This window comes from Agrobacterium tumefaciens (assembly GCF_005221325.1).
Lineage (GTDB): Bacteria > Pseudomonadota > Alphaproteobacteria > Rhizobiales > Rhizobiaceae > Agrobacterium.
The window spans coordinates 287,779-304,568 of the sequence record NZ_CP039890.1; the positions used below are offsets into that span (position 1 = coordinate 287,779).

General features: G+C 60.1%; 23 protein-coding genes and 3 pseudogenes. 17 read left to right on the plus strand and 9 right to left on the minus strand.

All coding sequences use genetic code 11. The features are described from left to right. Positions 1–4 precede the first annotated feature (4 nt). The 3 genes from traD (at position 5) to CFBP5499_RS26895 (ending at position 2,598) form a co-directional block, all read left to right on the plus strand. Positions 5–220, plus strand: a complete 216-nt coding sequence (gene traD / locus CFBP5499_RS26885) for a type IV conjugative transfer system coupling protein TraD (RefSeq protein WP_175416923.1) — start codon at positions 5–7, stop codon at positions 218–220. Next, positions 207–2,132 carry a Ti-type conjugative transfer system protein TraG gene (gene traG / locus CFBP5499_RS26890; protein WP_080830270.1) on the plus strand — a complete coding sequence of 642 codons (1,926 nt, stop codon included), beginning with the start codon at positions 207–209 and terminating at the stop codon, positions 2,130–2,132. Before traD ends, traG begins: the two co-directional genes overlap by 14 nt. A gap of 61 nt (positions 2,133–2,193) precedes the next feature. Then, complete coding sequence (locus CFBP5499_RS26895) at positions 2,194–2,598, plus strand: hypothetical protein (RefSeq protein WP_080830271.1); 405 nt, start codon at positions 2,194–2,196, stop codon at positions 2,596–2,598. 49 nt (positions 2,599–2,647) lie between these two features. Here the strand turns inward: CFBP5499_RS26895 and CFBP5499_RS26900 are convergent, their stop codons facing one another. Together CFBP5499_RS26900 and CFBP5499_RS26905 are read right to left on the minus strand one after the other, a co-directional pair. After that, positions 2,648–2,899 (minus strand): hypothetical protein, encoded by a 252-nt coding sequence (locus CFBP5499_RS26900; RefSeq protein ID WP_130932588.1) that lies wholly within the window; start codon positions 2,897–2,899, stop codon positions 2,648–2,650. 330 nt (positions 2,900–3,229) lie between these two features. Then, positions 3,230–3,526, minus strand: coding sequence for a hypothetical protein (locus tag CFBP5499_RS26905; RefSeq protein ID WP_199445977.1), 297 nt, complete (start codon positions 3,524–3,526; stop codon positions 3,230–3,232). A gap of 398 nt (positions 3,527–3,924) precedes the next feature. On the opposite strand from CFBP5499_RS26905, the gene CFBP5499_RS26910 reads away from it, so the two are divergent. Then, positions 3,925–4,179, plus strand: coding sequence for a WGR domain-containing protein (locus tag CFBP5499_RS26910; protein WP_080830273.1), 255 nt, complete (start codon positions 3,925–3,927; stop codon positions 4,177–4,179). A gap of 141 nt (positions 4,180–4,320) precedes the next feature. Continuing rightward, on the plus strand, positions 4,321–4,599 hold the full coding sequence (locus CFBP5499_RS26915) for an HU family DNA-binding protein (RefSeq protein WP_080830603.1): 279 nt from the start codon (positions 4,321–4,323) through the stop codon (positions 4,597–4,599). A gap of 37 nt (positions 4,600–4,636) precedes the next feature. Here CFBP5499_RS26915 and CFBP5499_RS30230 read toward each other — a convergent pair whose 3' ends face one another. Then, a complete protein-coding gene (locus CFBP5499_RS30230; protein ID WP_175416924.1) occupies positions 4,637–4,807 on the minus strand; it encodes a hypothetical protein in 171 nt (56 codons plus the stop codon). Positions 4,808–5,126: 319 nt separating this feature from the next. Beyond that, the gene (locus CFBP5499_RS26920) at positions 5,127–5,444 is read right to left on the minus strand and encodes a DUF736 domain-containing protein (RefSeq protein WP_175416925.1); all 318 of its coding nucleotides are present in this window, start codon (positions 5,442–5,444) and stop codon (positions 5,127–5,129) included. Positions 5,445–5,618: 174 nt separating this feature from the next. On the opposite strand from CFBP5499_RS26920, the gene CFBP5499_RS26925 reads away from it, so the two are divergent. Continuing rightward, entirely contained in the window at positions 5,619–5,879 is a 261-nt protein-coding gene (locus CFBP5499_RS26925) for a hypothetical protein (protein WP_137066503.1), read from the plus strand. A gap of 423 nt (positions 5,880–6,302) precedes the next feature. Here the strand turns inward: CFBP5499_RS26925 and CFBP5499_RS26930 are convergent, their stop codons facing one another. Next, the gene (locus CFBP5499_RS26930; RefSeq protein ID WP_233284282.1) at positions 6,303–6,680 is read right to left on the minus strand and encodes a winged helix-turn-helix transcriptional regulator; all 378 of its coding nucleotides are present in this window, start codon (positions 6,678–6,680) and stop codon (positions 6,303–6,305) included. 132 nt (positions 6,681–6,812) lie between these two features. On the opposite strand from CFBP5499_RS26930, the gene CFBP5499_RS26935 reads away from it, so the two are divergent. Both CFBP5499_RS26935 and CFBP5499_RS26940 read left to right on the plus strand, forming a co-directional pair. Continuing rightward, positions 6,813–7,664 (plus strand): SDR family oxidoreductase, encoded by an 852-nt coding sequence (locus CFBP5499_RS26935; RefSeq protein WP_080830277.1) that lies wholly within the window; start codon positions 6,813–6,815, stop codon positions 7,662–7,664. A 14-nt stretch (positions 7,665–7,678) separates the two neighbouring features. Further along, a complete protein-coding gene (locus CFBP5499_RS26940) occupies positions 7,679–8,080 on the plus strand; it encodes a DoxX family protein (RefSeq protein ID WP_080830278.1) in 402 nt (133 codons plus the stop codon). A 36-nt stretch (positions 8,081–8,116) separates the two neighbouring features. Here the strand turns inward: CFBP5499_RS26940 and CFBP5499_RS26945 are convergent, their stop codons facing one another. Further along, complete coding sequence (locus tag CFBP5499_RS26945) at positions 8,117–8,482, minus strand: winged helix-turn-helix transcriptional regulator (RefSeq protein WP_080830279.1); 366 nt, start codon at positions 8,480–8,482, stop codon at positions 8,117–8,119. Between the two features lie 167 nt (positions 8,483–8,649). Here CFBP5499_RS26945 and CFBP5499_RS26950 point away from each other — a divergent pair. The 4 genes and pseudogenes from CFBP5499_RS26950 to CFBP5499_RS26965 all read left to right on the plus strand — a co-directional run bounded on the left by CFBP5499_RS26950 (position 8,650) and on the right by CFBP5499_RS26965 (position 10,923). Beyond that, positions 8,650–9,061, plus strand: a pseudogene (locus tag CFBP5499_RS26950) (DoxX family protein). Between the two features lie 12 nt (positions 9,062–9,073). Then, positions 9,074–9,817 carry an SDR family NAD(P)-dependent oxidoreductase gene (locus tag CFBP5499_RS26955; RefSeq protein ID WP_080830280.1) on the plus strand — a complete coding sequence of 248 codons (744 nt, stop codon included), beginning with the start codon at positions 9,074–9,076 and terminating at the stop codon, positions 9,815–9,817. A gap of 231 nt (positions 9,818–10,048) precedes the next feature. After that, on the plus strand, positions 10,049–10,225 hold the full coding sequence (locus CFBP5499_RS30660) for a VOC family protein (RefSeq protein ID WP_233284265.1): 177 nt from the start codon (positions 10,049–10,051) through the stop codon (positions 10,223–10,225). A gap of 56 nt (positions 10,226–10,281) precedes the next feature. Continuing rightward, complete coding sequence (locus CFBP5499_RS26965; RefSeq protein WP_080830281.1) at positions 10,282–10,923, plus strand: NAD(P)-dependent oxidoreductase; 642 nt, start codon at positions 10,282–10,284, stop codon at positions 10,921–10,923. A 266-nt stretch (positions 10,924–11,189) separates the two neighbouring features. On the opposite strand, the gene CFBP5499_RS26970 is transcribed toward CFBP5499_RS26965, so the two are convergent. Then, positions 11,190–11,768: a TetR/AcrR family transcriptional regulator gene (locus CFBP5499_RS26970; RefSeq protein ID WP_080830282.1), complete on the minus strand. Its 579-nt coding sequence runs from the start codon at positions 11,766–11,768 to the stop codon at positions 11,190–11,192. A 193-nt stretch (positions 11,769–11,961) separates the two neighbouring features. On the opposite strand from CFBP5499_RS26970, the gene CFBP5499_RS26975 reads away from it, so the two are divergent. Further along, positions 11,962–13,014 carry an NAD(P)-dependent alcohol dehydrogenase gene (locus CFBP5499_RS26975; protein WP_080830283.1) on the plus strand — a complete coding sequence of 351 codons (1,053 nt, stop codon included), beginning with the start codon at positions 11,962–11,964 and terminating at the stop codon, positions 13,012–13,014. A gap of 225 nt (positions 13,015–13,239) precedes the next feature. Here the strand turns inward: CFBP5499_RS26975 and CFBP5499_RS26980 are convergent, their stop codons facing one another. Then, a complete protein-coding gene (locus tag CFBP5499_RS26980; RefSeq protein WP_080830284.1) occupies positions 13,240–14,142 on the minus strand; it encodes a LysR family transcriptional regulator in 903 nt (300 codons plus the stop codon). A gap of 111 nt (positions 14,143–14,253) precedes the next feature. Here CFBP5499_RS26980 and CFBP5499_RS26985 point away from each other — a divergent pair, with 111 nt between their 5' ends. The 4 genes and pseudogenes from CFBP5499_RS26985 to CFBP5499_RS30920 form a co-directional block, all read left to right on the plus strand. After that, positions 14,254–14,886: a DsbA family protein gene (locus CFBP5499_RS26985; protein WP_080830285.1), complete on the plus strand. Its 633-nt coding sequence runs from the start codon at positions 14,254–14,256 to the stop codon at positions 14,884–14,886. 76 nt (positions 14,887–14,962) lie between these two features. Continuing rightward, a complete protein-coding gene (locus CFBP5499_RS26990; protein ID WP_175416926.1) occupies positions 14,963–15,862 on the plus strand; it encodes an MBL fold metallo-hydrolase in 900 nt (299 codons plus the stop codon). A gap of 1 nt (position 15,863) precedes the next feature. Continuing rightward, positions 15,864–16,253 carry a nuclear transport factor 2 family protein gene (locus CFBP5499_RS26995; RefSeq protein ID WP_080830287.1) on the plus strand — a complete coding sequence of 130 codons (390 nt, stop codon included), beginning with the start codon at positions 15,864–15,866 and terminating at the stop codon, positions 16,251–16,253. A 19-nt stretch (positions 16,254–16,272) separates the two neighbouring features. Then, positions 16,273–16,404 (plus strand): annotated as a pseudogene (locus tag CFBP5499_RS30920) (hypothetical protein); the annotation flags it as partial. 105 nt (positions 16,405–16,509) lie between these two features. Here CFBP5499_RS30920 and CFBP5499_RS30665 read toward each other — a convergent pair. Beyond that, positions 16,510–16,784, minus strand: a pseudogene (locus CFBP5499_RS30665) (hypothetical protein); the annotation flags it as partial. Positions 16,785–16,790 lie beyond the last annotated feature (6 nt).

Below are 16,790 nucleotides of genomic sequence, written 5' to 3' on the forward strand. Positions count from 1 at the left end.
GCGGATGGCGAAAGCAATGACATCGGATGCGCGCAAAAAGGATACGCGCGAAAAAATCGAGCTCGGCGGCCTGATCGTCAAGGCCGGGCTGCGCTACGAGAAGCGCGCGCTGTTGCTCGGCCTGCTGATCGACGCGAACCGCCGCATCAAAGGTGACGATATGGAACGCGCACGTCTGACCACGATTGGCGTGGAGGCATTCGGTCATGACGGCGAATAGGACACTGCTGGCTGTCCTGCCGGCGATCATCATGCTTGTGACGATGGTTCTAACTTCAGGCCTAGAGCATCGGCTGGCGGCACTTGGAACATCCCCGCAGGCGAAGTTGATGCTCGGGCGGGCCGGCCTTGCATTACCCTACATTGCGGCAGCCGCGATCGGCGTCATCGCGCTGTTCGCCGTCAACGGTTCCGCGAACATCAAGACGGCCGGCGGGAGCGTGCTTGCGGGAAACGCCGTGACCGGCGCCGTCGCCGTGGTGCGCGAGATTGTCCGACTTGCCGGTATCGCCGGAAACGTGCCGGCGGGACAGTCCGTTCTCGCCTATTCCGACCCGGCGACGATGGTGGGTGCTGCCGCAGCACTATTCAGCGGTATCTTCGCCTTGCGTATCGCGCTGAAAGGCAATGCTGCGTTCGTGGCGTCCGGACCGCGCCGCATCGGTGGCAAACGCGCTGTGCATGGCGAGGCCGACTGGATGAAACTGCCCGAAGCCGCAAAACTTTTTCCAGAAGCAGGCGGTATCGTTATCGGTGAACGCTATCGCGTCGATCGCGATAGCGTTGCCGCCATGCCGTTCCGGGCCGATGACAAAAAAAGCTGGGGCGGCGGTGGCAAGGCGTCGCTGCTTTGCTTCGATGGATCGTTTGGCTCGTCGCACGGGATCGTCTTTGCTGGCTCCGGCGGTTTCAAGACGACGTCAGTGACGATCCCGACCGCGCTCAAATGGGGCGGCGGCGTCGTCGTACTGGATCCGTCAAGCGAGGTCGCGCCGATGGTGATCGAACATCGGCGCACGGCCGGCCGCAAAGTGATCGTGCTCGATCCAACCGCGTCTGATGTCGGCTTCAATGCGCTCGACTGGATCGGTCGCCATGGCAATACCAAGGAAGAGGATATTGTTGCCGTCGCCACGTGGATCATGACCGACAGTGCGCGCACCGCGTCCGCCCGCGATGACTTCTTCACGGCCTCGGCGATGCAGCTCCTGACCGCGTTGATCGCCGATGTCTGCCTTTCAGGACATACGGACGAAAAAGAGCAAACTTTGCGCCGGGTCCGCGCCAATCTGTCCGAGCCCGAACCCCAGCTTCGGGCACGCCTAACGAAGATCTATGAGGGGTCAGGGTCCGACTTCGTAAAGGAAAACGTCGCCGTCTTCGTCAACATGACGCCGGAGACATTTTCCGGTGTCTACGCCAATGCCGTCAAGGATACGCACTGGCTCTCCTATCCCAACTATGCCAGCCTGGTCTCCGGCGACAGTTTCTCGACCGACGATCTCGCAGACGGCGAGACTGACATCTTCATAGCGCTCGATCTGAAAGTGCTGGAAGCCCATCCAGGACTGGCGCGTCTTGTGATCGGTTCGCTGCTGAACGCGATCTATAACCGCAACGGCGATGTGAAGGGTCGCACCCTCTTCCTGCTCGACGAGGTGGCACGTCTCGGCTACCTGCGCATCCTCGAAACCGCCCGAGACGCGGGCCGCAAATACGGCATCACACTGACGATGATCTTCCAGTCGCTCGGCCAGATGCGCGAGGCCTATGGTGGACGTGACGCGACGAGCAAATGGTTCGAATCCGCGTCGTGGATTTCGTTTGCGGCGATCAACGATCCCGATACTGCGGACTATATTTCCAAGCGTTGTGGCGACACCACAGTGGAGGTCGATCAGACCAACCGTTCGACCGGAATGAAGGGATCGTCGCGCTCGCGATCAAAGCAGCTCAGCCGCCGCCCGCTGATCCTGCCGCATGAAGTGCTGCGTATGCGCAGCGACGAGCAGATCGTGTTCTCCTCCGGCAACCCACCGCTACGGTGTGGCCGTGCTATTTGGTTCCGGCGTGACGATATGAAAGCCTGCGTCGGTGAGAATAGGTTTCACAGGGATGAGCAATCGATATAACGTGGCATTGGAAACAATCAGCCCCCTCGACCTCTCAAAAAGTCGAAAGGAACAATAAGGGATGCATTGGAAAAAAGACTGGTACTCTCTGATGGGGCCGCTGATCATCTGGGCTGCGTTCATGGCCTTCACACCGATCATTGTTGTCGAAGCAATCATTACCCTTGAGGTATTCACACAGAATGCTAACTTGACGCTGAGGATCATTGCTTTGATCTGTACGGCCGGGTTCGTACCGTTGGCGACCCTCGCCGAAATTGCGCCACCCTTCGTGACCAGGGAAGAGGTCAGATGGCGTAACCGCAATACCGAAACCCTTTTCGAAGGCGATGTCGTCTGGGAACATGTGCCATTCCTGCCACCGATATTGAACCGCGTTCGCTCAACGACAGGCAAGCGACAGCCAGAAAAAGAAAAGACACCCAGCACGACGCAGGATGTACCACCAACCGTTGCTTCTGTCTGAACCATCTCACGGCACTATCCGGTTCAGACTGGCAGAAGGATAAGTGTCTTCAATGGTGTCGATTGAATCTGACAGATGGTCGACCGAAAAGTTCAACAAGTGGAATATCAAGATTCCGACCGGTACCGACGACGGCGCTCAATCGCAATTTTACGGAGCCATCGAATATACCAAGATAGTTAGACTCGCTCAGTTCGCAGAGTTTAAGCAGTTCAGTTGTGGTCATCCAACGCTCTATCCGCTCCTGCTCCATGACCAGTGCCATGTTCGTCAGGATTTCAGTTTCAAGAATTGTCGTCACCGCTGCAGGCCTCTATTTTTCACCCCCAACTCCTTATCATTATAGGGCTTGCAGCAAACGACGAAAGTCATGCGCTGCTGATCCAACCTGAACAATAGATCAGCCGGCAGAGGGATAGGGATTTGGGGAAAGGGAGGAGGAACCGTCCCCTTTCCCCATGTGTTGGGGTGTTTGAGGGGGCGGGGCGGTGCCTTGCCACTTCATGGGAGTGAGGGTCGAGAGGGGGCTTGTCCTCTTTCATCAGCCATGTCGGCCGGTCGATCCGGCTGGCATGGCTCGTAGACAAAGGACAAGGACGAAAGGTGGTGCCACCACCTTTCGTCCTCGACTTCAATCGAGGCTACTGTTGAGTTGACGGCTCACGGCGTCGATGCGCCAGCCGGCAATCTCGGTTCGTCGCTGGGCAACCAGAATATCGACCGCCGTCTCGTTGGCCTCGATAGCACGGATCGCCGCGTCCAGCGCATCCCGTTGACAGAGGTTTTCGACGGGGATGACGTCGCCATCATCGTCGTAGCCCCTGAGATGTACATTGGCGCGCCCTTGACGCGCCCATGTGCACGCTCGGCTTCTCGAATCAACCGAAACCCTCTTCGCGCTGACGCCAGCATTCCGGGCTGCCGCCATGGCTGGATTTGATTTTCCGCTCTGTCATGGCAATCTCCTTTCGTCTTTCTGATGCAAGGGGTCAGGGATCGCATTGCGACCGCCGGAGGCGGCGATTGGAGGAGCGGATTTGCAGGAGCCGTCGCAGACGGTGGCTGCGATTTGGAGGTGCCGACGTCCTTAACGCCGGACTGGCGGGCGCAAAATACAAAGTCAGAGAGAAGAGAACCGGCCGCGAGAGGATCGTGACCCGAATGGGACGAAACCACTTGCGGGTTCGGTGCGCCTGCTCAAAGAGCCGTGCGGCGAAGCCGCCTCGCCAATCCCCGTCTGAAACCATCACCACGATGAATCGGTGACACCGGATCGATTCATATAACTCGTTGGACGCTGCTTGCCGGGACAGCGACAATGGGAACATGGAAGACAAGGAGACATGCCAGGTTCATCTTCACCGCATCGATGCGGCGCAGAACATGCGGCGCTACTACAGCATTGCGATCCAGCCGACGCTGTTCGGTGGTGCTTCGGTGATCCGAAACTGGGGCCGGATCGGATCGGGCGGCCAGACGATGATGGAGACCTTCGATCATCCGGACGATGCGGACACAGCACTGTTCCTTATCGAACGAACGAAGAGACGACGCGGCTATCGGGACGCGAGCAGTGTCTAATAACCTGTCTCAATCGGCCGAACTTCTGCATTTCCTGTGGTTTTCGCGTCAACGCGGGATTTCCTGCCTTTCTGCACCTTTCTTCGCCACATCTTCATTGTCAAAGCTGAAGGCCCGAAAACCGAAAGAGGACCGTACCTTATGACCACGACCAACGAAATCGCCGACAAGATCGCAGCCGAACAGAATCTGACAAAGGCGCAGGCCAAGACGATCGTCGAGAGCATCTTCAAGCAGATCACCAACGCGGCGCTTGCTGGCGCAGAAACGTCGATCCCCTCGTTCGGGAAGTTCAAGCTGAAGGACACGCCGGAGCGTGAAGGCCGTAACCCGGCAACAGGCGCAACGATCAAGATCGCCGCTTCGAAAAAGCTGACGTTCACGCCAGGCAAGGCGGTCAAGGACGCACTGAACGGCTGAGGCAAGACAGCCACAAGGGACGCAGAAATAGAGCCCCCTAGAAAGGAGGCTCCGCGCTGATGCGCCCGTCCTGCTCGGCCTCGATGGTTGCAAGCTCCGCCTGCACCATCTCTAGCTCCGCCGCAATCTGGCGGCGCTCGGCCGGATCGCAGGCATTCCCAAGTTCGGCCGGGAGTTCTTCGCGTTGCATTTCGAGAGAAATCGTCATCGTCGTCTACTTGACGTTTGTGAAAGACGACGCCGCGCGTCATCGCGAAACGGAGGGGTCAAGCAGCGCGGGACGCGACCGCCAGAGGCGGCGAGTGGAGGAACCGATTTGCGGGAGCCGCCAAAGGCGGCAGGAGCAAATTGGAGGCGCCGCTCGTGCTGGAAGCCTTCGGTTCGTCATGGCACGCTTGGACGAACTGAGCAGCTCACATCCTCTCCGTATGGCACCATGAAGCCGGAGGCGGGCTCGATGCCCGCCTCCGGCTTCATGATCTGAAAAGAAGAAAAGCCCCGCCTTTCGGCGGAGCTCTTCGGGGTGATCAGGCCTCCCGCTTCGGGCGGCTCCAGATGAGGGCGTATTCGCCGTCCTTCTCGCTCGGCCAAAGGGCTGCGGTGATCGGGGCGTTGAAGCTCGGATCGTCCAGCTTGACCGAGATGTATTCCTCGCCGTCGTTGGAGACCGCCTTCCAGCCGGCGCCGACCTCGACGCCGTTGCCGGCGGTGATGCGGAAATCCGGAGCGTCGCGCGAGACGCGTTCGATCGGGTTCAGGCGGGCCTTCATGCTGACGGTGAGGGTGCGCACGTTGCCGATGATGGAGTTGTTGCCGTTGGTGGTGAATTCGCCGATGACTGCCATTGTCGTGTTCCTTTTCCGGTTTGCTCGGGCCGCGCCCATCGCGGCCTCGATGACGGTGTTAAGACCGACGGCGATCGACGCCGCACCCCTACGGGGCCGGAACGAAGTGGAGGATGGCCGGGAGCGGCTTTCTTGGCCCGCGAGGAATGCGAACCTGTTCGCAGGGGAAGAAAGTTGCGTATGACCGTTGCGGCCAAGGCGATCGAGACGAAGGCGTCCTTCGGTCACACCAGATCCATCGAGGTCTGCGTGGGTGTGGCCAGCCCGAACCGGATTGCGCACGACATGCCGAGAGAGCAATCGGTGAGTTCACACCAGCGCGCTGCCGGCACAATCGCTATCGGCACCTGCTCACCCTACGTCATGGCTGAGGTCCCGCCGTTCCGTTCGACCCCTTCGCGAATAGGTGGGTTTGCACTACCGCCCGTTCGATAGCCGAGCCCATCGTCGACTGCATGGTGCCTAGTTCCACAGGCAACGGCCGCGGTCAGGATGCAATCCCCCTTGCCCTCAGCGCCATACCGCACTGGCTGGCAGGCACGGAAGAGGATCCCTGACTCTAGGATCTGGCTGAACGGCTTTCTTTCACAGTAGAAATTCGGACAGGGGCGGCACGTTTTACGCTCGAAATGGGCGGTCCTCCGTTGCGACGTCGCCAGAATACTACTCTTAAATGCTATTTCGGCGCCAATGGCTGCACGTTCGCGCACGCACCTAGGAGTTTGCGCCTGAAACTCCTTATGACCCAGGCAAAACTGATGTAGGAGCTATCTGCGTGCTCTATGCCACCCGACAGCTCCCCTGTCCCCAATAGGCACTTTATCGATCTCAGTGGAAACGCATTACGCCGAAGCAACATCAGGCATCGCTGTCGAACGCTTTGCGAGCAACATCAATGTCCTCGCTATGCTTCTCTCCCCATTCCAGCAATGTGGCCAAGGGTTCGGTGAGTGATCGACCGAGCGGTGTAAGCTCATATTCGACCTTTGGCGGGATGGTGGCATAGGCCGTCCTGCGGACCATGCCGTCGCGCTCCAGACCACGTAGTGTGAGCGTGAGCATGCGATGCGACACGCCGCCGATACGCCGCATGATGGCGTTGAAACGCATTGGCCCGTCGGATAGGGCGCCGACCGCCATGATCGTCCATTTGTCGCCGATACGGTCGAGGATCTGGCCAAGCAGTCTGCACTTCGCGTGCTGCTGATCCTCAAGCGTATCGCGTTCTTTCGTCATCGCCGGCATGTCGATCCCTCCACGAACATAAAGGTGCGTGACGCACCATTTTGTACATTCTTACGCTTCTCTTTGGGAACATATACAACGTTAGGAACAGATAGTGCGTTAAATCGAACAAGGAGGCCAACAATGAAAATCGGCGTGAGCGGTGCGAGCGGGCATCTCGGCAAGACAGTGATCGTGGAATTGCTACAGCGGGGAGGCGGACATGAGGTGGTCGCGATCTCGCGAACGCCGGAAGGAGCGAAAGACGGCGTCCAGTCCCGATATGGCAATTACGATGAACCAGACGGGCTTCGGGAAGCCTATGTGGGGCTGGACCGGTTGCTGCTGATCCCTTCGGCCGACCTGGAGCCGGGCAAGCGTGCAGTGCAATTGGTCGCCGCTATCGATGCTGCGAGGCGGTCAGGCGTGCCTCACATCGTCCTCATGTCGGCTGCGGGAACGAAGCGGGCCGACGATGCGGAACTTGGCTCCGGGTACTGGAAGGGCGAACAGCATCTGATCGCCACAGCGCCTGGGTGGACGATCCTGCGCATGAGTTATTACGCCGAGGCGCTGGCCGATGAGGCGCGGGCGTCGCTTGCCGGTGGCGTACTCACCGGCCTTGCCGAAAACAGGGTTTCCTTCGTTTCGCGCGACGATGTGGCTGCGGCTGCTGCGGGCATTCTCGTGAGCGATGGCCACGACGGCGCGATCTACCACGCGACAGGAGAACAGCGCCTCTCGGGCGCCGAGCGCGCGGCGCTCATCGCCGACATCACAGGCCGCCCCCTCAACTTCCTCGTTCTGCCAGAGGAGCAGCTGCATGCGGGCCTGTCGCAGGCGGGACTGCCTGAGACGGTGGTGGATGCCGTCATCGACATCCAGAAAAGCTTCATCCGCGGGGCCTTCGACATCGTCACCGGAGATGTCGAGCGGCTCACCGGCCGTCCACCCAAGGCCCTGCGGCAGGTCCTTGCCACCCAACTTCTTTCGTAAACAGGAAATCACCAATGAAGCTGAAATGGATTTACTGGGCCTCCACGGGCCTCTTGTCTCTCATCTATCTGGCGGGCGGCGCCTATTATCTTTCCGACCTCGTCGGCGTGCAGCGCATCTTCCCGACACTCGGATACCCCGCCTATCTCGTGCCGATCCTGGCTGTGCTGAAGCCGCTCGCCGCGGTCACGATCCTCTGGCGGTTCAATGTCGCCCTGTCGGACCTTGCCTATGCGGGAATGTTCTATCACCTGCTGCTGGCGATTTCTGCGCATCTCAATGCCGGCGACTATGGCTTCGCGCCGGCTTTGGTCGGTTTGATCGCCTTGCTTGTCTCGTTCGCCACGCAGAATGCCGCGCGACGCAAGCCGTCGCCCTATGGACAGCTCTTCAAGAACAAAGCCGAACCCGCGTGAGACTAAGACCGTCCGGCCTAAAACCGGACGGCTCCATTAATCCTTTGCCTTACGGCCTCTCGGCTTTGGTTTTGGTGCGGACTGCCTGCCATATTCATTCCACCAGGCGGTGAGCGCTTCCATGGTGGGACCGAGCCCCCGCGCTTTGTCGGTCATTGCATACTCGACGCGCGGCGGCACTTCGGCGAACACCGTTCGGGCCACCAGTCCATCGGCCTCGAGTTCCCGAAGTTGCACCGTCAGCGTATGCTGCGTGATGCCGGGGATGCCCTTGCGCAATTCGCCGAAGCGATGGGTGCGCTGATGCAGCAGCCACATGATCTCCAGCTTCCATTTGCCAGAGAGCATAGCGAAGGCGCGGCGCATCTCATCCTGCATGGTGAAGTCGTCACGTATCGTCATTAGTCTGGTTTTCCATACTTATCATCATAAATTCATACTACTTGTGATTTTTCGTTCAACATCTAAATTATCGTACAGGTTCTCGGATACGATGCCAATGAGGACATGAAGGAAAACACGAAATCGACCGCCGTCTCATCGGGGGCGCGAGGTCCACGGGAATAGTCATGACAGCAACCGTCATCTACTGGGTCAGCACAGCACTGCTGTCACTGCTCTATCTAAGTTCCGCGTTTCTTTATTTTGACCAGAGGCGCCTGGGTTCCGCAGACCCTTGCCGGGCTCAACTATCCGGCACCCTATCTCGTGCCCCTAATGATCGTGGTGAAAGTTCTCGGCCCGCTCGCGATCCTGTCGCGGGTCAGCGTGCCGCTGAGTGATCTGGCTTATGCGGGCATCTTCTTCCATCTGATCCTATCGGGATCGGCGCATCTGGGCGTTCGCAAGCCTGCTGGTGCGCTGCCAGCCGTGATCGGCCCCGCACTGCTCGCCGCTTCCTTCGCCACGCAGAATGCCGCTCGCGATGTGCCGTCGCCCTACGGCCTCGTCGCGACAACCCAACAGGCAAGTCTCAACTAAGGAGAAACTACAATGGCAAGACTTGAAGGAAAAATCGCACTCGTCACCGGTGCCAGTCGGGGCATTGGCCGCGCGACCGCCAAGCTGTTTGCAGCCGAAGGCGTAAAGGTCGGCGTACTATCGCGCACCCTGGCTGGCATTGAAGCCGTCGTGGCTGAGATAGAGGCCACCGGCGGCACGGCGCTCGCGCTTCCAGCCGATTTGGGCAATGCCGACGACATCAAGGCAGCAGTGGACAAGGTTGTCGAGACCTATGGCGGCCTCGACATTCTCGTGAACAACGCATTCGACTCAACCGTTGCCTATGCGTCTGTGCTCGACCTCACGGCGGAACAGCTCCAGCGCAATTTCGAGATTGGCCCGATCGCTTATCTGCGGGCCATGCAGGCGGCCTATCCGCATCTCAAAGTGAGCGGGCATGGCCGTGTCATCAACTTCGGGTCCCTTGCCGGCGTCTCGGGACTGGCAGGCATGGCTCCTTATAACATGGCCAAGGAAGCCGTGAGGGCGCTCACGAGAACGGCCGCCCGCGAGTGGGCGGGGGACAAGATCACCGTCAACAATGTTCTGCCGGTGGCTGAGACATGGGGACCTGAAGTCGATGTCCCGCCGCCGGCCAATGCACTCGGCCGTTACGGATCGCCGGAGGAAGACATCGCGCCCGTGGTGCTGTTCCTGGCGAGCAAGGACGCCCAGTTCCTGACCGGCTACTCACTCGCGCCCGATGGCGGGTCGATCATCGACAGTGCCCGTTGAGCTACCGGAGGGGTCCTCGCAAGTGAGCATATGCGAGGGCGAGGACCGCTCCCTGTCCAAAGAAACTAGGAAACAGACCATGAAGATACACGCTGTCACCATCGACACTGCCAACCCGCAGAAACTGGCCACCTGGTGGTCGCAAGCTCTCGGTATCGCAGTCGCCAATGATTTTGGCATGATCGTTCAACTGGCCGCGTCGCCTGATGTCCCGCCCTTCCAGTCGAAGACGTGCCGACACAGCGCAACCGCGTCCATGTCGATCTCAAGACATCCGATCTCGATGGCGAGACCGAGCGGCTGGTGCAGCTTGGTGCGACGGTCGTGGAGAAGTTCGAGCTGCCGCAGATCCGCTACACGACGCTGACCGATCCGGACGGCAACAAATTCGATCTCGTGCAGGAATAATCTCACAGTGCGGGGGCGGCGAACCCGTCGCACCCGCTTCAGGAAGGACTCGAAACATGAAAGTCACCCTCTTCGGCGCGACCGGCAAAACCGGTCCCTATCTGATCGATGAAGCGTTGAAGCGCGGCTTCGAGGTGACGGTGTTTGCCCGCTCTTCGTCACCTTTCCAGGACGTCAGGGTTCGTGTGGTGCGGGGCGATCTCTCGGATAGTGCGGTCCTGCGCGAGGCCGTTCGCGGCGCCGATGCGGTGCTGTCGGCGCTCGGGCCGTCGAAAACCCCGCACCCGAAAGATCGTCCAATCACGCGGGCGACGCAGGCCATCATTTCGGCGATGAGCCAAGAGAATGTCACGCGCCTCATCGCCATCTCGACCGGTACGGCCGTCGATCCGGCCGATGGGTCCGACTGGAAGGCGTGGCTCCCGGCTGTAGTCATCAAGCGTCTGGTTCCCGGCGTCTATCAGGACATCGTGGGGCTCGCCGACACAATCCGTTCCTCCGGTCTCGACTGGACCATAGTGCGCGCGGCTTTCCTCAAGAACAGGCCTGCCTCCAAATTCTTGAACGTGGGCCTCTACGGCCGCACCCGCCACTCCCTCGCGGTGTCTCGCGAAGACATTGCGATCTTCATGTTCGACCAGATCGATAGCCGTGAATTTGTTGGCAAGGCCCCGGCCGTCAGCACACGCAAACGCTGATGGGATGACGGTTTGCTGATCCTGGTCATGGGGCCTCTCTCATGCGACGGACATGCCGCACGGCTGGAATGTCCGCTTCGCCGAACAGCCGGACGGAGTTCGATCATGTCCTTGGACATTCCGCCGAGACTGACCTGTCCCATGAACCGGACGATGCGGAGCGTCGTGCGGCGATCAAGAATTTGGACGCCACTTCCTGTCGGCTGCCGACCATGAGCGCACCGCCCGGTGCGGCGGACTTGTCCGTTGTTGCGTTGATGAATGTGTCAGGGCTCGCGGATGAGGCCGGCGATCATGATGCCAATGACCCGCGCAACGCCGGTCTCCCATTGAGGCGCGTGCCCCAGATTTGCGCCCCCGGCGATCGCCATCAGCAGGTCGAGAGGTTCCACGTCGCGACGGATGTCGCCGCTCGCTGTCGCGTTATCGAGAAGATAGCCGCAGGCTGCGATAAGCCTTTCGGCCGAGGCCGCGCAGATCTCGTCGGCATTGGGACCCAGCAGACTCAGGACATCGGCCATGATCCGCTTGGTCGCAAGATAGTCGGCGAACAACAAAAGCCATTGCCGCAAAGCCTCGATGGGCGGCTCGCCTTGCGAGAGATTGTTGGCTGCTTCCGCGAGCTGATCGCCCTCGTTTTCGTACAGCTGACCGATCAACGCTTCGCGTGTCGCGAAGTGTCGGTAGAGCGTACCAATGCCCACTCCGGCCGCGCGGGCAATCTCGTCCAGGCTCGCAGACGTTCCCTTATCCGCAAACACCTGTTTCGCCACAGCCATCAGCCTCAGCCGATTGCGCTCGGCGTCGGCACGCGGTTTGCGCGGTGTTTGTTTTTCAGCGGTCATCATGTTTTTCCAGCTTGATAAACGGAGGAATTCTCCGTATATAAAACGGAGGACTCCTCCTCTTACTACCACTGCTTTGCGGAAACGCAAGACATTTTCATCGACGAAACGAACGGCCTATGGCTTTGCAAACCTCATGACCGCCGCCGGAACGCCGAAACAAATCCCAAAACGTCCACTCGGAAAGTGCACCATGAAAACATACGGATACGCTGCGACCGCGCCTGATGCCCCCTTGAAGCCGCACTCGTTCAATTGCCGCGAAGTGCGCGACAATGACGTAACAATTGAGGTCCTCTATTGTGGCGTCTGCCACTCGGATCTGCACCAGTCGCGTAATGACTGGGGATGGACGACCTATCCGGTAGTCCCCGGGCACGAGATCGTGGGCTGCGTCACGAATGTCGGCCCTGAGGTGACGCGCTACAAGGTGGGCGACCTCGTCGCAGTTGGATGTATCGTCGACAGCTGCCAGAGTTGCGACCAGTGCCGGTCGGGCGAAGAGCAGATGTGCCGCCAGGGCGTCACGTCGACGTACGGCGCTCCAGACCGGATCACCGGGCAATTGACGACCGGCGGCTATGCCGCGACCCTCGTCGTTCGAGAGGAGTTCGTGCTGCGCGTGCCCGAAGGACTCGATCCCGCGAAGGCGGCCCCACTTCTTTGCGCCGGCATCACTACCTATTCGCCGCTCCGCACATGGAATGTCGGGCCAGGCAGCCGCGTCGGGGTTGTCGGGCTGGGCGGTCTTGGACACATGGCAGTCAAGCTGGCTGTCGCGATGGGAGCGCATGTCACCGTTGTCAGCAGATCGAACAACAAGCAAGCCGATGCCCTCGCACTGGGCGCCGAGCGTTTGCTCGTCTCGTCCGACCCTGAGGCCATGGCATCCGCGCATTCAAGCTTCGATCTGATCATCGATACGGTCCCCGTCCGGCACGATCTCGATCCCTATCTGCCTTTGCTCGATGTCGACGCCACACTTGTTCTGGTCGGCCAGCTTGGACCGATGAACGAGATGAACACCCTTCCCTTGATGACAGGACGGCGCAGGATTGCCGGGTCACCGATTGGCGGTATCGCTGAAACTCAGGAGCTGCTCGACTTTTGCGCCCGTGCCAAAGTCCTGCCCGATGTCGAATTCATTCGCATGGATGAAATTAACGAAGCGTTCGAAAGACTTGAGCGCGCAGATGTTCGCTATCGCTTCGTCATCGACATGGCGACGTTGCAGCCATCGGCTTGAATGATGTTGGGATGAGAACGATAGCGCGGTGCGCAACGGGTCGACGCGATCCGCCGCGAACGTGACAGCTCTCGCGCTGTCCAACAACACTGGTACGCCGTCAGGCCGTCTTGCGATTGACGTTCGGACTTCCTCAACCGCCTTTGACGAATACCAATCGCCCCACGCATGTGCGGCGATTGGGCGGCCGGTGCCGGCCAGCTTCGGGCGCTTCTGGGAAAATCCTCAATCCGCCGATGCAAGCTTCACTTCGGCTGCCAGCATCGCGACGAACGCCGTGACCTTGGGCGGTCGGAACCGCGCAGCGGGATAAACCGCATGGATGCCGCCCGATGGCAAGGACCAGTCTGGCAAAACCTGGACGAGCGCGCCGCTCTCCAGCAGCCCGCTTACCAGAAAGTCCGGCAGCACCGAAAGCCCTCCACCGGCCCGTGTCGCGGCAAGCACGGCTGGCGTTGCGTTGATGGTCATCGCTGGTCGCATGCGGATAGTGCGACGGTCGAAGTCGGCGCGCGAGAAATGCCAGACCAGCGGCTCACGCAACGCGCCGTTGGCTATGAATGGCTGGTGGGCGAGATCATCCGGGGTACTGGCGGTCATCGTGCGCGCGAAGTCAGGTGCGGCAACAAGCAACTGCCGAAACGCGCCGATACGGCGGGCCTGCTGGCTGGAATCGTCGAGCCAGCCGACCCTTATCGAGACGTCGATGTGATGGGAAATTAGATCGATCTTGGCGTCCGACAGGAAGAGGTCGACCGTGCAGGCGGGATAGCTCCGGCAGAATTTCGCCACCAATGGGGCAATGGTCGATGTGCCGAAGTCGTTCGGGGCGGCGATCCGCAATGTCCCGACCGGACTGGCCGTGACTTCGGCGACTTCGCCGAACGCATCCTCGGCTTCGCGCAGGATGATGACCGCCCGCGCGTGTAGCAACCGGCCCGCTTCGGTCGGCTCGACGCGGCGGGTCGTCCGCAAGAGGAGGCTCGTCCTGAGGTCTGCTTCCAGCCGGGCCACCTGCTGGCTGACGACGGTCTTGGTGATGCCGAGCCGCTCCGCGGCACGTGTGAACGAGCCCGCGTCTACCACAGCAACGAAATAAGCTAGCCGATTGAGATTGATCGCCTCCATGTAGCACTCCCGCATTGTATGCCAATGACGCACAGTTTGGGATATTTAATCGCGATTATCAATTCAATCCCGATCGCATATCTTCAATGCCAGACAAGACGGAAAACAGATATGCAGATCACCTATCTCTTCGATCCTCTTTGCGGCTGGTGCTACGGCGCCGGTCCGGCGCTGGAGAAGCTGTCACGGCTCGACGGTGTGACGCTCGATCTGGCGCCTACCGGCCTGTTTGCCGGAGAGGGTTCACGGCCAATGAACAAGCAATTTGCGGACTATGCCTGGCAGAACGACCAGCGCATCGTCCGCCTGACCGGGCAGCCCTTCTCCGAAGCCTACCGCGAGCAGGTGCTCGGTGCGGTAGGCGGCCTGTTTGATTCCGCGCCAGCCACCCTCGGGCTGGTCGCCGTCGCTCTTAGCGAGCCGGCGCGTGAACTCGAAGTGCTGAACACCCTGCAACGCGCCCGCTATCAGGAAGGCCGCAACAATTCCGATCTCGGCATCGTCGCCGAAACGCTCACATCGGCCGGCTGCGTCGAGGCGGCTCGGCGGATTCAAGCTCCAGACGAGGCACTCCTCGCCGCATATAGGAGCAGGATGTCGGCGGCACGGGCCGACATGGCGCGTTTCGGCATTCAGGGCGTACCCGCCATTCTTGCAGGATCCGGGGATCAGTGCCGAAAGATCGATAGCCGTTTTCTTTACGGTGATTTCGATCTGCTCGTCGCCGAACTTCAACTGGGCTGATCGAAGCGTGCCCAATCAGCATTTTCAACGCCGCTGTGCGTCCGCGTATCAGCAACCGACAAGACTGGAGACCACCATGTATTCAAGGAGAGACCTCATGAAAACGACGATTGCAGCAGGTGCCGCCATTGCCTTCGCCCCGGCAGGTCTTGGGCATGCAGCCGGATCCACACTGACATGGAAGCATTTTCCCGCCGGCCAGAATGGCTTCTTCCGCGCGCCAGTGCTGCTCACCGGGCCGACCGAAGCGTTGCTGATCGACGGCGGCTTCACCTATTCGGACGGCCGGGCGCTGGCGGAGGCGATCAAGGCAACGGGTAAGACCCTGACCACCATCTATGTCAGCCAGTCCGACCCGGACTACTATTTCAGTCTGAAGCCGGTGCGCGAGGCGTTCCCGAACGCGAAGGTTATCTCCGCTTCCAACACGATCGCTGCCATAAACGGCAATGTTGAGAAGAAGCTTGCCGTCTGGGGTCCCCAGTTGAAGGAGAATGGGCCGCAGACGCTCGCCGATGTCGTGCTGCCCGAAGCATTCGACGGCCCGGCGTTGACGGTCGACGGCGAGACGGTCGAGATCGTCGCCGCCGAGGGCTTGGCCAACCGGCGCTATCTGCGCGTACCCACGCTCAACGCGGTGTTCGGTGGCGTGCTTATTTTTTCCGGCGTCCACGTCTGGACTGCGGACACACCGACCAAGGAGGTCCGGGCGGCATGGGTTGCCAATCTCGACAAGATCGCCGCCCTGAACCCGTCCGTCGTCGTGCCCGGCCACCTCGATCCGCAGGCAGCGACCGATCTGAGAGCCGTCGCGTTCACCAAGGCCTATCTCCTCGCCTTCGAAGAGGAGCTGGATAAGGCCGCTGACGCTACCGCGCTGAAGTCAGCGATGGAGGCCCGCTTCCCAGGCCTTGGTATGGGCGTCGCGCTGGATATCGGTTCCAGGGTCGCCAAGGGCGAAATGAAGTGGGGCTGAGATGATCAGCAATCGCGACATCATCCGGAGGACCTATGAAGGGTCCTCCGAGGAGAACGGCAAGAACCTCCTTGCCGTTCTGTCTGCCGACATCGAATGGACCGAGGCAGCGGGATTTCCCTATGCGGGCACCTATGTGGGGGTGGATGCCCTGATGCAGGGCGTTTTTCATCGTCTCGCGACGGAATGGGATAGCTATAAGGCCGAAGTCCGCACCTATCTGGCCGATGGCGACCGCGTTGCCGCCTTCGGCATCTATTCCGGCACCTACAAGGCGACCGGCAAGTCCATGACCGCCCACTTCGCGCATCTCTACCAACTTCGGGACGGCAAGATCCCGCGTATGGACCAATATGTCGACACCGCGATGGTGCGGGACGCCCTTGGCTAAAGACAGGAGCCAAGGCAACATGAACCAAATTGCTTTCCCGGCAGTCGGCCATGCCTATGAGGTTGATTTCGGCGGGCGAAACACTTCCCTTATAGCCTTCAATTCTGACAGCGAGATGGTCTTTACCAGACTTGTCGAGCCCAACAGGGGTTCCGTCGAGCCAGTCGGAGTTACCCACAAGCCGATTCGAGACGATGTGTTCCTCATCTACACCCGCTGGTGTCACGGTCTTTGCAAACGCCGGAATAAAAGCCTAGCGTTTGCCGGCTGCTGCATCCATAAGACGTCCCGAATATTGCCGGCCGATACGATATGGACCGGGAACGGCAGGACATTCGGCGACGTCAACCATTCGAGATGTTCATACGACGGCTTTCGGCTCCCACCGGTATCGGCGAAGATCGCGCAGTCGGGCATTGGTCCAATCTCACCATGGGCTGCCATCAGCGCCATGGTGGTGGACTGGGCGCCAGCTCCGAGCGAAAGCGCCCGCAGCCGGATCGGGGAGGATGCACCCTCCCCCGGCAAAATTTGAGA

Excerpts from the sequence above, each read along its gene's own strand:
- traD (WP_175416923.1), top strand. The coding sequence starts at position 5 with ATGGCGAAAGCAATGACATCGGATGCGCGCAAAAAGGATACGCGCGAA.
- traG (WP_080830270.1), top strand. The coding sequence starts at position 207 with ATGACGGCGAATAGGACACTGCTGGCTGTCCTGCCGGCGATCATCATG.
- CFBP5499_RS26895 (WP_080830271.1), top strand. The coding sequence starts at position 2,194 with ATGCATTGGAAAAAAGACTGGTACTCTCTGATGGGGCCGCTGATCATC.
- CFBP5499_RS26905 (WP_199445977.1), bottom strand. The coding sequence starts at position 3,526 with ATGGCGGCAGCCCGGAATGCTGGCGTCAGCGCGAAGAGGGTTTCGGTT.
- CFBP5499_RS26910 (WP_080830273.1), top strand. The coding sequence starts at position 3,925 with ATGGAAGACAAGGAGACATGCCAGGTTCATCTTCACCGCATCGATGCG.
- CFBP5499_RS26915 (WP_080830603.1), top strand. The coding sequence starts at position 4,321 with ATGACCACGACCAACGAAATCGCCGACAAGATCGCAGCCGAACAGAAT.
- CFBP5499_RS30230 (WP_175416924.1), bottom strand. The coding sequence starts at position 4,807 with ATGACGATTTCTCTCGAAATGCAACGCGAAGAACTCCCGGCCGAACTT.
- CFBP5499_RS26920 (WP_175416925.1), bottom strand. The coding sequence starts at position 5,444 with ATGGCAGTCATCGGCGAATTCACCACCAACGGCAACAACTCCATCATC.
- CFBP5499_RS26930 (WP_233284282.1), bottom strand. The coding sequence starts at position 6,680 with ATGACGAAAGAACGCGATACGCTTGAGGATCAGCAGCACGCGAAGTGC.
- CFBP5499_RS26935 (WP_080830277.1), top strand. The coding sequence starts at position 6,813 with ATGAAAATCGGCGTGAGCGGTGCGAGCGGGCATCTCGGCAAGACAGTG.
- CFBP5499_RS26940 (WP_080830278.1), top strand. The coding sequence starts at position 7,679 with ATGAAGCTGAAATGGATTTACTGGGCCTCCACGGGCCTCTTGTCTCTC.
- CFBP5499_RS26945 (WP_080830279.1), bottom strand. The coding sequence starts at position 8,482 with ATGACGATACGTGACGACTTCACCATGCAGGATGAGATGCGCCGCGCC.
- CFBP5499_RS26955 (WP_080830280.1), top strand. The coding sequence starts at position 9,074 with ATGGCAAGACTTGAAGGAAAAATCGCACTCGTCACCGGTGCCAGTCGG.
- CFBP5499_RS26965 (WP_080830281.1), top strand. The coding sequence starts at position 10,282 with ATGAAAGTCACCCTCTTCGGCGCGACCGGCAAAACCGGTCCCTATCTG.
- CFBP5499_RS26970 (WP_080830282.1), bottom strand. The coding sequence starts at position 11,768 with ATGACCGCTGAAAAACAAACACCGCGCAAACCGCGTGCCGACGCCGAG.
- CFBP5499_RS26975 (WP_080830283.1), top strand. The coding sequence starts at position 11,962 with ATGAAAACATACGGATACGCTGCGACCGCGCCTGATGCCCCCTTGAAG.
- CFBP5499_RS26980 (WP_080830284.1), bottom strand. The coding sequence starts at position 14,142 with ATGGAGGCGATCAATCTCAATCGGCTAGCTTATTTCGTTGCTGTGGTA.
- CFBP5499_RS26985 (WP_080830285.1), top strand. The coding sequence starts at position 14,254 with ATGCAGATCACCTATCTCTTCGATCCTCTTTGCGGCTGGTGCTACGGC.
- CFBP5499_RS26990 (WP_175416926.1), top strand. The coding sequence starts at position 14,963 with ATGTATTCAAGGAGAGACCTCATGAAAACGACGATTGCAGCAGGTGCC.
- CFBP5499_RS26995 (WP_080830287.1), top strand. The coding sequence starts at position 15,864 with ATGATCAGCAATCGCGACATCATCCGGAGGACCTATGAAGGGTCCTCC.